At 74.4% G+C, this 13,212-nt stretch carries 13 protein-coding genes; 6 read left to right on the top strand and 7 right to left on the bottom strand.

Features of this window, described 5'->3' with window-relative positions:
* Window positions 1-30: 30 nt before the first annotated feature.
* The 5 genes from BI06_RS17745 to BI06_RS17765 form a co-directional block, all read right to left on the bottom strand.
* Window positions 31-1,518, bottom strand: a complete 1,488-nt coding sequence (locus BI06_RS17745) for an HD-GYP domain-containing protein (RefSeq protein WP_043469075.1) — start codon at window positions 1,516-1,518, stop codon at window positions 31-33.
* Window positions 1,519-1,838: 320 nt separating this feature from the next.
* The gene (gene rsrA, locus BI06_RS17750) at window positions 1,839-2,225 is read right to left on the bottom strand and encodes a mycothiol system anti-sigma-R factor (protein ID WP_063764177.1); all 387 of its coding nucleotides are present in this window, start codon (window positions 2,223-2,225) and stop codon (window positions 1,839-1,841) included.
* Window positions 2,222-2,965, bottom strand: a complete 744-nt coding sequence (locus tag BI06_RS17755; protein ID WP_369826154.1) for a sigma-70 family RNA polymerase sigma factor — start codon at window positions 2,963-2,965, stop codon at window positions 2,222-2,224. The genes rsrA and BI06_RS17755 overlap by 4 nt, the downstream gene beginning before the upstream one ends.
* Window positions 2,966-3,303: 338 nt before the next feature.
* Window positions 3,304-3,960 carry an alpha/beta family hydrolase gene (locus BI06_RS17760; RefSeq protein WP_030392892.1) on the bottom strand — a complete coding sequence of 219 codons (657 nt, stop codon included), beginning with the start codon at window positions 3,958-3,960 and terminating at the stop codon, window positions 3,304-3,306.
* A gap of 60 nt (window positions 3,961-4,020) precedes the next feature.
* On the bottom strand, window positions 4,021-4,779 hold the full coding sequence (locus BI06_RS17765) for an SOS response-associated peptidase (protein WP_043469080.1): 759 nt from the start codon (window positions 4,777-4,779) through the stop codon (window positions 4,021-4,023).
* A gap of 117 nt (window positions 4,780-4,896) precedes the next feature.
* On the opposite strand from BI06_RS17765, the gene BI06_RS17770 reads away from it, so the two are divergent.
* From BI06_RS17770 to hisN, 5 genes are all read left to right on the top strand, one after another.
* On the top strand, window positions 4,897-5,613 hold the full coding sequence (locus tag BI06_RS17770; protein ID WP_030392894.1) for a M50 family metallopeptidase: 717 nt from the start codon (window positions 4,897-4,899) through the stop codon (window positions 5,611-5,613).
* Between the two features lie 120 nt (window positions 5,614-5,733).
* The gene (gene aroA / locus BI06_RS17775; protein ID WP_030392895.1) at window positions 5,734-7,065 is read left to right on the top strand and encodes a 3-phosphoshikimate 1-carboxyvinyltransferase; all 1,332 of its coding nucleotides are present in this window, start codon (window positions 5,734-5,736) and stop codon (window positions 7,063-7,065) included.
* 15 nt (window positions 7,066-7,080) lie between these two features.
* Window positions 7,081-8,136: a ribosome small subunit-dependent GTPase A gene (rsgA, locus tag BI06_RS17780; protein WP_030392896.1), complete on the top strand. Its 1,056-nt coding sequence runs from the start codon at window positions 7,081-7,083 to the stop codon at window positions 8,134-8,136.
* Window positions 8,137-8,298: 162 nt separating this feature from the next.
* Entirely contained in the window at window positions 8,299-8,622 is a 324-nt protein-coding gene (locus BI06_RS17785) for a multidrug efflux SMR transporter (RefSeq protein WP_030392897.1), read from the top strand.
* A gap of 80 nt (window positions 8,623-8,702) precedes the next feature.
* A complete protein-coding gene (gene hisN / locus BI06_RS17790) occupies window positions 8,703-9,500 on the top strand; it encodes a histidinol-phosphatase (RefSeq protein ID WP_030392898.1) in 798 nt (265 codons plus the stop codon).
* Between the two features lie 124 nt (window positions 9,501-9,624).
* Here the strand turns inward: hisN and BI06_RS17795 are convergent, their stop codons facing one another.
* Window positions 9,625-11,103: a catalase gene (locus BI06_RS17795; protein WP_030392899.1), complete on the bottom strand. Its 1,479-nt coding sequence runs from the start codon at window positions 11,101-11,103 to the stop codon at window positions 9,625-9,627.
* A 104-nt stretch (window positions 11,104-11,207) separates the two neighbouring features.
* Between BI06_RS17795 and BI06_RS17800 the strand changes: the two genes are divergently transcribed.
* The gene (locus BI06_RS17800; protein ID WP_043469081.1) at window positions 11,208-11,627 is read left to right on the top strand and encodes a Fur family transcriptional regulator; all 420 of its coding nucleotides are present in this window, start codon (window positions 11,208-11,210) and stop codon (window positions 11,625-11,627) included.
* A 55-nt stretch (window positions 11,628-11,682) separates the two neighbouring features.
* On the opposite strand, the gene BI06_RS17805 is transcribed toward BI06_RS17800, so the two are convergent.
* A partial coding sequence (locus BI06_RS17805) for an SEL1-like repeat protein (protein WP_043469082.1) occupies window positions 11,683-13,212 on the bottom strand: 1,530 nt, incomplete at its 5' end.

Genomic DNA, 13,212 nt, shown 5'->3' on the forward strand with positions numbered 1-13,212 from the left:
CCGCCGTCGGACCCGCGCCCCGCCGCGCGCTCACGACGGCCCGGCCGTCGGCACGGAGCCGCCGCCCTGGGCGGGCACTCCGCGCGGCGCGGCCCGGACCGGCTCGGGCACGCCCAGCGGGATGTCCGGCACCGCCCTGATCGTCTCGGGCGGCGGCAGCACCGGCTGCCAGTCGTGCACGGCCAGCGCGTCGACCAGCGCCCGCACCATCACCGGGTCGAACTGGCTGCCGGAGCAGCGCTCCAGCTCGGCGACGGCCTCGGTGACCGGCCGGCCGCGCCGGTAGGAGCGGGTGGAGGTCATCGAGTCGAAGGCGTCGGCGACCGAGATGATCCGGGCGAACTCGGGGATCTGCTCCCCCGCCAGCCCGCTCGGGTAGCCGCGCCCGTCCATCCGCTCGTGGTGGTGCAGGATCCCCGCGTGCGCCTCGCCGAGAAAGGCGATCCCGCGCACCAGCTCGTAGCCGTGCACCGGGTGCACCTCGACCGCCCGCCGCTCGGCCTCGGTGAGGGGACCGTTTCTGCGCAGCAGCTCGGTGGCGACGCCGAGCTTGCCGACGTCGTGCAGGACGCCCGCGTACCGCAGGGTGCGCAGCCGCTCGGCCTCCATGCCGAGCTGACCGGCGATCAGCACCGAGGCCCGGCCGACCCGTTCGCTGTGGCCCCGGGTGTAGGCGTCCTTGATCTCCACCGCCTGGACCAGCGCCTGGACGGTGGCCTGGTGGGCGTCGCGCTCCCGGTGCCCCTGGGCGAACACCCACGCCGAGATGGACAGCGGCAGCAGGGCCAGCAGCGCCGCGAACGCGCCGTACGGCCCCTGCCACAGCACGGCCACCATCAGCCCGCCGGCCGCGTGCACCAGCACCGGCAGGCCGGGCACGGCGGCCGCGCGGCGGTGCGTCGGCGGACGGTGCGCCGAGGGGCGCCGGGGGCCGTCGGCCAGCAGCCGCATGGCGCCCACCAGCACCCCGTTGACCAGGCAGAACGCGGCGAGCGCGGCGCACCCGGGCAGCAGCGCGGCGGGGAACCGGGAACCGAGCAGCAGCTGCGGGCCGGCCAGCCGGTGGAACACCACCGAGGCCGCGAAGGCCGACAGCGCGAGCTGGGAGCCGTTCCACACCTGGCGGCGGCGGCAGGTCGGTTCGGCGGCGCCGAGCAGCGCGGCCGGGGCCGCGACCAGCGCGGCGGCGGCCGGCGGCAGCATCAGCACCCCGGCGAACAGCACCGGGAAGAAGGAGTTGACATCGGGCCGGGCCGGCGGGCGGCCGTGCGGCCGCGGGCGGCGCAGCAGCAGCCGGACCAGTCGCAGGCAGGGGCTGGGCAGCCCCTGGGCGAGCGACTCCCAGCAGCCGTGCAGGAAGGCCAGCAGTCCGACCTTCGGCCAGTCCACCGGGTCGCCCAGCCAGTGCGGCCCGGCCAGTGGGGCGGGGAGCGGCAGCAGCGGCAGCAGGCAGCAGAGCGCCGCCACCGGGACCGCCACGAGGTAGCCCGCGGCGCCCCGCGGCAGGTCCGTGTCCACGCTGTCGCTGGCGATCCCGACCTCCCCGCGTCCTGGCCCGCGCCGTTCTGGCCCGTCGGCCGGTCGCACGCCGGGGGCGGCGGACGGGCGACGGTGAGCGTCCGTCAGGAGGATAGGCCGCCGCTCCGGCACGGGGACGCATGATCGCGCAATGCCGCTGCTGGCACACCACCAACTCACTCGAACGAGTGACGGCGCATCCGAGTGGAAGGGGCGCGGACACGGAGCGGCCCCGGGAGCGGATGCTCCCGGGGCCGTCCCGATGTACGCCGTTCGCCGTGCGAGATGTACGCCGTACGAGAGGTACGCCGTGCCGCGCGCTAGCCGCCGGCCGCCGCCTGTGCGGCGCGGTCCGGTTCGGCGACCGGCTGCGCGACCGGTTGGGCCGCCGCTTCGGCGTGCACCTCGATCGTCGTCTCGACCGAGACCACCAGCGCCTCTCCCGTCCGCTGCCCGGCCCGGATCGAATCGATCCTGGCCAGCACCTTGCCGCGCAGATCGGCCGGGGTGTCGTCGCAGCCGCAGGAACGCTTGATCAGCGCCTTGATCGCCTGCTCCAGCCCGTACTGCTTCAGGCAGGGCGAGCACTCCTCGAAGTGCACGCGCAGCTTGTCGCAGTCGCCCTCGGCCATCTCGTTGTCGAGGAATTCGTAGAGGTGGTCGAGGACCTCGCCACACTCGGTGTCGTGCGGATCGCCGCAGCTCATGAACCCGAGCCCTTCGCTTCCTGCCCTGCCCCGCTACCGGCCGGGACCAGCCCGCGCTCACGGGCGTAATCCTCCAGCATGCCGCGCAACTGACGGCGGCCGCGGTGCAGTCGGGACATCACCGTACCGATGGGAGTACCCATGATGTCCGCGATCTCCTTGTACGCAAAGCCCTCGACGTCCGCGAGATAGACGGCGATGCGGAACTCCTCCGGAATGGCCTGGAGGGCGTCCTTCACATCACTGTCCGGAAGGTGGTCCAGGGCCTGGGTCTCCGCCGAGCGCAGACCGGTCGACATGTGCGACTCGGCCCGGGCCAGCTGCCAGTCCTCGATCTCCTCGGCGGCGGTGCGCTGGGGCTCCCGCTGCTTCTTGCGGTACGAGTTGATGAACGTGTTGGTGAGGATGCGGTACAGCCAGGCCTTGAGGTTGGTGCCCTCGCGGAACTGGTGGAAGGACGCGTAGGCCTTCGCGAACGCCTCCTGGAGGAGGTCCTCCGCATCGGCCGGGTTGCGGGTCATCCGCAGCGCCGCCGAGTACATCGGGTCCAGGTAGCCCAGGGCGTCGCGCTCGAAGCGCTCCCGCCGGGCCTCCTCGGTCTCCTCGGCCGACACCCGGAAGGTGTCCTCACCGATCGCCTCGGCCAGCTCCTCACCGGTGAGCGCCTCGCCCGCGGGCAGGCTCTCGTCCGGGCCCCGGCCCGGCTCGGCCTCGTGCTCGGTCCCGACGACCGGACCCACCTCCTCGGCATGACGGACACGGCCCACGGCGGGCCGCCCCGAAAGCGAGGATATCGGGCCGACGGGCTTCTCGCCCGCGGCGATCCAGTCCGACCAGGAGGGCACGAACGCCGACTCGGCCTCGTGCTGCTCAAGCCGCTCGGGGCACGCGATCGAACCCATCTGCCCTGCCTTCCACCGGGACTCATGCTGACAAGGGCGTCAACCACGCCGGCCCCGCCCGCATTCCCGGCCCCCACGGGCGGATCCGCGCCACCTCCGCGCGGCCCGCCGCACGCCGCGCGCACCGCCCGTCCGCACCGGCCCGCACCGGCCCGGCCCGACCCGCAGGGTCCGTCTCACCCCAGCCGCAGCACCCAGTCCCCCACCGCGGCGACGATCAGCTCCAGCAGCTCCTCCTGCCCCACCGGCGCCCGCTTCGGCACCTCGAAGCCGTGGTTGCCGTACTCCAGCGCCACCAGCTCGTGCGAGGCCGGCAGCTCCGGGAATTCGGCCGGACCGCCGAACGGGTCCGCCGCACCCTGCACCACCAGCGTCGGCAGCCCCGTGCCGAGCAGCTCCTCCGCCCGGCTGCGCTCCGGCTTGCCCGGCGGGTGCAGCGGGAACGCCAGCGCCACCACCCCCGCCGCCCCGGTCTCCGCCCCGGTCCGGCAGGCCACCCGGGCGCCCGCGCTGCGGCCGCCCACCACCAGCGGCGGGCCGGCCGCCGCCAGCCGCTCGGCCACCGGCGTCCACCCGGTGTCCAGGGTGCGCGGCGCGGGCGCCACCTTCTTCCCCGCCACCCGCCACGGCTGCTCCACCAGGGCCACCGAGACCCCCCGGGCCGGCAGTGCGGCGGCCAGCGCCGCCAGGTCCCGCGCCTCGATGCCGCCGCCGGCGCCGTGGCCCAGCGCCAGCACCGCCCGCGGCGCGGCCGCCGGGTGCAGGGTGATCCGGGCGTCCCCGGCGGGCGTGGGCACGAGCTCCCGGGTGACGGGGGCGGTGTCGGCGGTCACGGCGACTGCGGTCCTCTCGGCTCGGCGGCGGCGCGCACGAAAAGGGGGGTGCGCGCGGGATCAGAACAGGGTGGTCTCGTACTCGACCTCGGTATAGGGCTCGGTGAGCCCGGCGTGGTTGTTGCGGATGCTGCCGACGTCCGGCGACACCGGCGTCGCCAGCAGCGCGCCCGGCGGCGGGGGTATCAGCAGCCGCCGCAGCTCCGGTGCCTCCCCGTCGTCCAGCCCCGGGTCCAGCCAGGCGTCGAACGACCCCGGGTCCAGGAACAGCGGCATCCGCTCGTGGATCGGCGCCAGCAGCTCCTCCGCCTCCGTCGTCACCACGGTGAACGTCACCAGCCAGCCCTCCGGGTGGTCCGAGGGCACTGTGCGATTGCGCCAGAACTCGTACAGCCCCGCCAGCGCCAGCGGCGCGCCGTCGGCCCGGGACACGAAGAACGGCTTCTTCTTCGGCCGGCCCCGCTCCGCGGGCACCGTCTGCCACTCGTAATAACCGTCCACCGGCAGGATGCACCGGCGGGACGCGAACGCCTGCCGGTAGGAGGGCTTCTCGTGCACCGTGTCCGAACGGGCGTTGATCATCTTCACCGCCGACTCCGGCGACTTCGCCCACTGCGGCACCAGCCCCCAGCGCAGCGCCCGCAGCTGCCGCACCGGCCGCGCCGCCCCCTTCGGGAGCCGTTCCAGCACCACCAGGGCGCTCTGGGTGGGGGCGACGTTCCAGCTCGGATCCAGCGTCTCGGCCGGATCCCACTGCTGCACGCCGAACAGCTCGACGATGTCCTCGGGCCTGTTACTCGCGGCGAAGCGACCACACATGCCGTCAGCTTGCCACGGCCCCGGCCGCCCGCCAGAACCACCCGCCCCGGGACCGCCGTCCCCTCCATGACAGGCTGCCGTACCGAAGGAGCGGCCGAACCGAGGCGGAGGAGACCCATGGACGCCAGGACCCTCGACGAGCTGTGGACCGCCGTCACCGGCACCCAGCCCGACCCGCCCGGCTGGCTCGTCCTCGCCGCCGGCGCCGCCGCGCTGCTCACCGTGCTCTTCCGCCCGCTGTGGCGGATCGCCCGCAACGCCGTCACCATCGCCCACGAGGGCGGCCACGGCCTCGCCGCCCTCGCCACCAGACGCAAACTGGCGGGCATCCGGCTGCACTCCGACACCTCCGGCCTCACCCTGTCCTGGGGCCGCCCCACCGGTCCCGGCATGGTCCTCACCGCCGCGGCCGGCTACCTCACCCCCGCCCTGCTCGGCCTCGGCTGCGCCGCGCTGCTCGCCGCCGACCGGATCACCCTGCTGCTGTGGCTGGCCGTCGCCCTGCTGCTGGCCCTGCTGGTGCGGATCCGCAACGCCTTCGGCTTCCTCAGCGTGCTGCTCACCGGCGGCGCGTTCTTCCTGGTCAGCTGGTTCGGCTCGACCGAGGTCCAGGCCGGCTTCGCCTACCTGGGCACCTGGTTCCTGCTGTTCGGCGCCGTCCGCCCGGTCCTCGAACTCCAGCGCCAGCGCCGGCAGGGCCGGGCCGACGACTCCGACGCCGACCAGCTGGCCCGGCTCACCGGCGTCCCCGGCCTCGCCTGGGTCACGCTCTTCCTCGTCACCGCCCTCGCCTGCCTCGCGCTCGGCGCCGACTGGCTGCTGCGCCCGCTCTGAGCCCCCGGCCCGGCCGCCGCGCGCCGACCGCCCCGGTCCGCCCCGGGTCCGCCCCGTCCGCCCCGGTCCGCGCATCGGAGGCGAACGGGCGAGCCCCACCACGGCCCCTAGACTGGCGGCATGACCGAGACCCTGTGGCCCGCCCCCGTCGCGACCACCCCCGTGGACGCCACCGTCACCATCCCCGGCTCCAAGTCGGTCACCAACCGGGCCCTGGTGCTGGCCGCGCTCGCCGACGGACCGGGCTGGGTGCGCCGCCCGCTGCGCAGCCGCGACTCCCAGCTGATGGCCGACGGCCTGCGCGCCCTCGGCGTCACCATCGAGGAGCAGGTCAACAACGACACCGGCGGCACCGGCGGCGGCGAGGCCTGGCGGGTCATCCCCGCCCCCGTGCTGCGCGGCCCCGCCTCGGTCGACGTGGGCAACGCCGGCACGGTCATGCGCTTCCTGCCCCCGCTGGCCGTCCTCGCCGACGGCCCGGTCCACTTCGACGGCGACCCGCGCAGCCACGAGCGCCCCCAGCACGGCGTGATCGACGCCCTGCGCGCGCTCGGCGCCCGGATCGAGGACGGCGGCCGCGGCAGCTTCCCGCTCACCGTGCACGGCACCGGCGCCCTCGACGGCGGCACCGTCCAGCTCGACGCCTCCGCCTCCTCCCAGTTCGTCTCCGCCCTGCTGCTCTCCGGCGCCCGCTACAACAACGGCGTCGAGGTCCGGCACGTCGGCGGCCCCGTCCCCTCGCTGCCGCACATCCGGATGACCGTCGACATGCTGCGCCTGGCCGGCGTCCAGGTCGACGCCCCCGAGGACGGCGGCGAGAAGGACGTCTGGCGGGTCACCCCCGGCGCCCTGCTCGGCCGCGACCTGGTGGTCGAGCCCGACCTCTCCAACGCCGCGCCGTTCTTCGCCGCCGCCCTGGTCACCGGCGGCCGGGTCACCGTCCGCGACTGGCCCCGGCACACCACCCAGCCCGGCGACCAGCTGCGCGAGCTGTACACCCGGATGGGCGGCAGCTGCGAGTTCACCGACGAGGGCCTGCGCTTCACCGGCGGCGACCGGATCCACGGCATCGAGGCCGACCTGCACGACGTCGGCGAGCTCACCCCGGTGATCGCCGCCGTCGCCGCCCTCGCCGACTCCGAGTCCCACCTCTACGGCATCGCCCACCTGCGGCTGCACGAGACCGACCGGCTCGCGGCGCTCGCCAAGGAGATCAACGGCCTCGGCGGCGACGTCAGCGAGACCGAGGACGGCCTGCGGATCCGCCCGCGCAAGCTGACCGGCGGCGTCTTCCACACCTACGAGGACCACCGGCTGGCGACCGCCGCCGCCGTGGTCGGCCTCGCCGTGCCCGGCGTCCAGGTCGAGAACGTGGCCACCACCGCCAAGACCCTGCCGGACTTCACCGCCATGTGGGACGAGCTGCTCACCGGACCGGTGGCGGGCGGCTGAGCGGGGACTGGGCACATGCGCCGCTACGGCAAGGACGCCGACGAGGACGACATCCGCAACCGCCCCGCCCGCCGGGGCTCCCGGCCGCGGACCAGGATCCGGCCCAAGCACGAGGACGCCGACGAGGCGATGGTGCTCACCGTCGACCGGGGCCGGATCACCTGCCTGGTCGACCCGGGCACCAAGCAGGAGCGCCAGGTACTCGCCATGAAGGCCCGTGAGCTGGGCCGCAAGGGCGTGGTCGTCGGGGACATCGTCTCCCTGGTCGGCGACCTCTCCGGGGAGCCCGACACCCTGGCCCGGATCGTCCGGGTCGAGGAGCGCACCTCGGTGCTGCGACGCACCGCGGACGACGACGACCCGTACGAGCGGATCGTCGTCGCCAACGCCGACCAGCTCGCCATCGTCACCGCGCTGGCCGACCCGGAGCCCCGGCCCCGGCTGATCGACCGCTGCCTGGTCGCCGCCTACGACGCCGGCATGGAGCCGCTGCTCGTCCTGACCAAGGCCGACCTGGCCCCGGCCGAACCGCTGCTGGAGTCCTACGCCCCGCTCGGCATCGAGTACGTGGTCACCCGCAGGGACGAACTGGAGGGCGCCGGCGCCGAGGCCGTCCGGGCGCACCTGCGCGGGCTGAGCACGGTGTTCATCGGCCACTCCGGCGTCGGCAAGACCACCCTGGTCAACGCGCTCGTCCCGGAGCGGCAGCGGGTCACCGGCCACGTCAACGCCGTCACCGGCCGGGGCCGGCACACCACCGTGTCGGCGCTCGCGCTGCGGCTGCCGCCGCCGCCCGGGGCCAAGCCCGGTTCGAAGAAGGCGCTGGACACCGGCTGGGTGATCGACACCCCCGGCTTCCGCTCCTTCGGGCTCTCCCACATCGACCCGTCCCGGGTCATCCTGGCCTTCCCCGACCTGGAGCCCGGCACCGCCGAATGCCCGCGCGCGTGCAGCCACGACGAGCCGGACTGCGCGCTGGACGCCTGGGTCGCCGACGGCCACGCCGACCAGGCCCGGCTCTACTCGCTGCGCCGGCTGCTCGCCAGCAAGGAGGCCCGGGAGGACGACTGACGGCCGGTGCGGCGAACCGGTTCCGGCGTTCGAGGTGTCGGAGTGCCCGCTCGTGGTGATCATAGGAAAGTCGGGCCGGATCACGGTCCGCCCGGCACCCGGTCCGCCGACCGGTCCCGACCGGTCCCCGACCGATCCTCCGACCCGCAGGGAGAGCACGCGATGGCATGGGCCCTGGTGATCCTGGCCGGACTGCTGGAGACCGGCTTCGCGATCAACCTCAAGCTCAGCGACGGCTTCACCAAGCTCTGGCCCACCGTCAGCTTCTGCGTCTTCGCCCTGGGCAGCTTCGGCCTGCTGACCATCTCGCTGAAGACGCTCCCGGTGGGCCCCGCCTACGCGGTGTGGACCGGGATCGGGGCCGCGGGCACCGCGATCTACGGCATGCTCTTCCTGGACGAGACCACCTCGGTGCTCAAGCTGGTCTCGATCTCCCTGGTCATCGCCGGGGTGATCGGCCTCCAGCTCAGCGGCTCCGCCCACTGACGGACACCGACGGACACCGACGGTCGCCCGCCGGGGCCTGAGCCGCGGTCCGGGGGCGGGTCCGCGCTAGGGTTTCCGGCATGGCCGACTACCACGACGATCTCCGACTCGCCCATGTCCTCGCCGACTCGGCCGACTCGGTCACCCTGGAGCGTTTCAAGGCACTCGACCTGCGGATCGAGACCAAGCCCGACCTGACGCCCGTCAGCGACGCCGACAAGGCCGCCGAGGAGCTGGTGCGCAGCATCCTGCAGCGGGCCCGCCCGCGCGACGCGGTGCTCGGCGAGGAGTTCGGCCTGCAGGGCACGGGCCCGCGCCGGTGGGTGATCGACCCGATCGACGGCACCAAGAACTACATCCGCGGCGTCCCGGTCTGGGCCACCCTGATCGCGCTGCTGGAGGACGGTCCGGACGGCGTGGAGCGCCCCGTCGTCGGCATCGTCTCCGCCCCCGCGCTGAACCGCCGCTGGTGGGCCGCCAAGGGCCTGGGCGCGTACGCGGGCCGCAGCCTCGCCAAGGCCTCCCGGATCCACGTGTCCGGCGTCTCCCGGATCGAGGACGCCTCGTTCTCCTACTCCTCGCTGTCCGGCTGGGAGGAGCGCGGCCGGCTGGAGCCGTTCCTGGACCTCACCCGGGCCTGCTGGCGCACCCGCGCCTACGGCGACTTCTGGTCCTACATGATGGTCGCCGAGGGCGCGGTGGACATCGCCGCCGAGCCGGAGCTGTCGCTGTGGGACATGGCGGCGAACAGTGTCATCGTCGAGGAGGCCGGCGGCCGCTTCACCGGCCTGGACGGCGTCCCGGGCCCGGGCGGCGCCGACGCCGTCGCCTCCAACGGCCTGCTCCACCAGGAGGCCCTGGACCGCCTGAGCGTCTGACCTCGACGCCGCGCCCCGGAGGCGAGCGGGTGAGCAACCGCGCGGGCCCCGGGTGCCGGTTCTCCTCGGCACCCGGGGCCCGCTGCTCGGCGGCGCCCCTCACCGGGCCCCGCCGCGCGGTGCGTCAGCCCTGCTTGCGCAGTTCCCGCACCGCCGTCTCGAGACGCCGGCCGTAGTCGGCGTCGGCCTTGCGGAAGTTCTCGACCGCCCGCTCGACGATGTCGTCGCGGTCGGCCGAGACCTTGGCGATGAAGCCGGCCAGGTTGGCGACCAGCCGCTGCTTCTCCTCCTCGGAGAACAGCCGGTAGAGGTTGCCCGCCTGCACGAAGTCGTCGTCCTCGGCGTGCACGGGCGCCTCGTGGGTGCCGGTGGCACCGTCGACCGGGGTCGCGGCCCAGAGCGGGCGGCCGGTCTCCACCGGGCCGCCGAAGCTGTTCGGCTCGTAGTTCTTGCGGCGGCCGTGGCGACCGTCGTACAGGTGGCCGTCCCGGTGGTTGTTGAGCGCCTCGGTGGCGTGCGGGCGGTTCACCGGCAGGTGGTCGGCGTTGATGCCGACGCGGTAGCGGTGGGCGTCCGCGTAGGCGAACAGACGGCCCTGCAGCATCTTGTCCGGGGACGGGCCGATGCCGGGCACGAAGTGACCCGGGGAGAAGATCGACTGCTCGACCTCGGCGAAGACGTTGTCGGGGTTGCGGTTCAGCTCCAGCTTGCCGACCTCGACCAGCGGGTAGTCGGCGTGCGGCCAGACCTTGGTCAGGTCGAAGGGGTTGAAGCGGTAGCTCGCCGCGTCCTCGGCCGGCATGATCTGCACGCTGACCGTCCAGCTCGGGAACTCGCCGCGCTCGATGGCCTCGCGCAGGTCGCGCTGGTGGCTGTCCGGGTCTTCGCCGGCCAGCTTGTTGGCCTCGGCCTGGGTCAGGTTCCTGATGCCCTGGTCCGTCTTGAAGTGGTACTTCACCCAGAAGTACTCGCCGGCCTCGTTCTGCCACTGGTAGGTGTGCGAGCCGAAGCCGTCCAGGTGGCGGTAGGACGCCGGGATGCCGCGGTCGCCGAACAGCCAGGTCACCTGGTGGGTGGACTCGGGCGACAGCCCCCAGAAGTCCCAGACGTTGTCGGCCTCCTGCGAGCCGGTGTACGGGTCCCGCTTCTGGGTGTGGATGAAGTCGGGGAACTTGCTGGCGTCCTTGATGAAGAACACCGGGGTGTTGTTGCCGACGAGGTCGTAGTTGCCCTCCTCGGTGTAGAACTTCAGCGCGAATCCGCGCGGGTCGCGCACCGCGTCCGCCGAGCCGAGGTTGCCCGCCACGGTGGAGAACCGCAGGAAGGTCTCGGTCTGCTTGCCGACCTCGGAGAGGAAGGCCGCCCGGGTCCAGCGCGAGACGTCGGCCGTCACCGTGAACGTGCCGTAGGCGGCGGCGCCGCGGGCGTGCACCACGCGCTCCGGAATGCGCTCGCGGTTGAAGTGCGCGAGCTTCTCGAACAGCTGCTGGTCCTGGATCAGCGCCGGACCGCCGACACCGGCGGTCTCGGTGTTCTGGTTGTCGGCGACGGGGGCACCCGCCTCCGTCGTGAGGGTGGGGCGCAGCTCGTCCTGGGTAGTCATGTGAGGGGCCTCCGCGTGATCCGGTCGTGACGAACCGATCCTAACTTGGACTTTGTCCAAGTCAACACTGGAACCAAACTCGGATCCTCACTTACCCTTGGTCCATGAGTGACCTGCTGGAACGACTTCGTGGACGTGGATGGCGGCTGACCGCGCAGCGCCGGGTCGTGGCCGAGGTCCTCGACGGCGAGCATGTGCACCTGACCGCCGACGAGGTGCACGCCCGCGCGGTGGAACGGCTGCCCGAGATCAGCCGCGCCACCGTCTACAACACGCTCGGCGAACTCGTCTGCATCGGCGAGGTGCTGGAGGTCGCCACCGACGGCCGCGCCAAGCGCTACGACCCCAACGCGCACCACGCGCACCAGCACCTGATCTGCTCGGGCTGCGGCGCCATCCGCGACGTCCACCCGCTGGGGGACCCGCTGGCGGCGCTGCCCGAGGCCGAACGCTTCGGCTTCACCGTCTCCGGCGCCGAGATCACCTACCGCGGCCTCTGTCCGCAGTGCTCGAACAGACCCTGACGCGAACAGACCCCGGCGCGAACAGACCTCGAGCGCCCCGCCCGGCCCGGCACCGCTACGCGCTGAGCTCCGCGTGCAGCGCGCCCAGCAGCCGGCCCGCCCGCTCGGCGACCTCCGCCGGACCGTAGTCCGCGGCCCGCCGGCACCAGCCCTCCGCCTGCACCGGCTCCCCCCGGCGCAGCGCCAGCAGGGCCAGCCGCAGCGCCGCCCGCCCGTGCCCGGCGTCCGCCGCCCGGGTGTACCAGAGCATCGCCTCGGCCTCGCTGTCCTGCCGCGCCAGCAGCAGCCCCAGGTTGAACGCCGCGCTGCGGCTGCCCGCCTCCGCCGCCCGCCGGTACCAGCTCTCCGCGATCTCCAGCGCCCCCCGCTCGGCCGCCCGCACGCCCATCCGGACCTGCGCCCGCCGGTGCCCGGCGTCCGCCGCCGTGGCGTACCAGTGCTCGGCCTCCGCGTCCGCGTCCCCGCGCCGGTCCAGCACCGAGGCCAGCCGGAACGCGCCCTCCGCCGAACCGCCCGCCGCCGCCTGCCGGTAGCGCTCCAGCGCGCCCGCCGCGTTGCCCCGCTGCTCCTGCACGACCGCCAGCTGCAGCGCCGCCTCGCCGTGCCCCTCCGCGGCGGCCCGCGCGTACCACTCCTGTGCCTGCCGCTGCTCGCCGCGCCCGGCGTGCAGCACACCCAGGTTGAACGCGCCGTCCACGCTGCCGGCCTCGGCCGCCCTGGAGAACCACGGCTCCGCGCCCGACTCGTCGCCGCGCTGCAGCAGCACCACGGCCAGCGCGTTGCAGGCCTCCCGGTGCCCGGCGTACGCGGCCCGGCGGTACCACTGCTCGGCCTGCTGGTCGCGGCCCGCCCCGGCGCACAGCAGCCCCAGGTTGAACGCGCCGTTGTGGTCGCCGGCCTCCAGCGCGCTGCGGTACCAGTGCTCCGCCTCGGCGGCCGCGCCGCGCGAGGCGTGCAGCGCGCCCAGCGCGTTGGCGGCGTTGCCGTCGCCCGCCTCGGCGGCCTCCTGCCACCACTCGGCGGCCGCGCCGAGGTCCCCCGAGTCGCGCAGCAGGTACCCCAGCGCGCACGCGGCCCTCGGCTCGCCGTTCTGCGCCGACTGCCGGTACCAGCGGGCGGCCTCGTCCAGCAGCGGCGCCTCCCCGCCGGACCGGTCCTCCAGCAGCACGCCCAGCCGCAGCGCGGCCCGGGCGTGGCTGCGGGCGGCGGCGATCCGGTACCAGGCCTCGGCGGTCTCCTTGTCCCCCGCCGCCTCGCGCATCCGGGCCAGCCGGTAGGCGCCCTCCCGGTGCCCGGCGTCCGCGGACACCTTGAACCAGCGCTCGGCGCGGACGTCCCGGCGGTGCTCCATGAGGTCGCCCAGCGCGTAGGCGCCCAGCGGGTGGCCGTGGTCGGCGGCGAAGTGCAGCCAGTACTCGGCCGCCTCCTCCTCGCCCTGGTCGCGCAACTGCAGGCCGAGCGCGTGCGCGGCCGGCGCGCTGCCGGCCACCGCCGCCTGGCGCCACCACTGGGCGGCCTCGGCCCGGTGGCCGCGCTGGTGCAGCAGCACGCCGAGGTTGTTGGCGGCCGCGCGCAGGCCCGCCGC

It is taken from the genome of Kitasatospora sp. MBT66, from assembly GCF_000710405.2.
In the GTDB taxonomy this organism is placed as follows: Bacteria; Actinomycetota; Actinomycetes; order Streptomycetales; family Streptomycetaceae; genus Kitasatospora; species Kitasatospora purpeofusca.

Excerpts from the sequence above, each read along its gene's own strand:
- rsrA (WP_063764177.1), bottom strand. The coding sequence starts at position 2,225 with ATGAGCTGCGGCGATCCGCACGACACCGAGTGTGGCGAGGTCCTCGAC.
- BI06_RS17765 (WP_043469080.1), bottom strand. The coding sequence starts at position 4,779 with ATGTGTGGTCGCTTCGCCGCGAGTAACAGGCCCGAGGACATCGTCGAG.
- BI06_RS17770 (WP_030392894.1), top strand. The coding sequence starts at position 4,897 with ATGGACGCCAGGACCCTCGACGAGCTGTGGACCGCCGTCACCGGCACC.
- aroA (WP_030392895.1), top strand. The coding sequence starts at position 5,734 with ATGACCGAGACCCTGTGGCCCGCCCCCGTCGCGACCACCCCCGTGGAC.
- rsgA (WP_030392896.1), top strand. The coding sequence starts at position 7,081 with ATGCGCCGCTACGGCAAGGACGCCGACGAGGACGACATCCGCAACCGC.
- BI06_RS17785 (WP_030392897.1), top strand. The coding sequence starts at position 8,299 with ATGGCATGGGCCCTGGTGATCCTGGCCGGACTGCTGGAGACCGGCTTC.
- hisN (WP_030392898.1), top strand. The coding sequence starts at position 8,703 with ATGGCCGACTACCACGACGATCTCCGACTCGCCCATGTCCTCGCCGAC.
- BI06_RS17795 (WP_030392899.1), bottom strand. The coding sequence starts at position 11,103 with ATGACTACCCAGGACGAGCTGCGCCCCACCCTCACGACGGAGGCGGGT.
- BI06_RS17800 (WP_043469081.1), top strand. The coding sequence starts at position 11,208 with ATGAGTGACCTGCTGGAACGACTTCGTGGACGTGGATGGCGGCTGACC.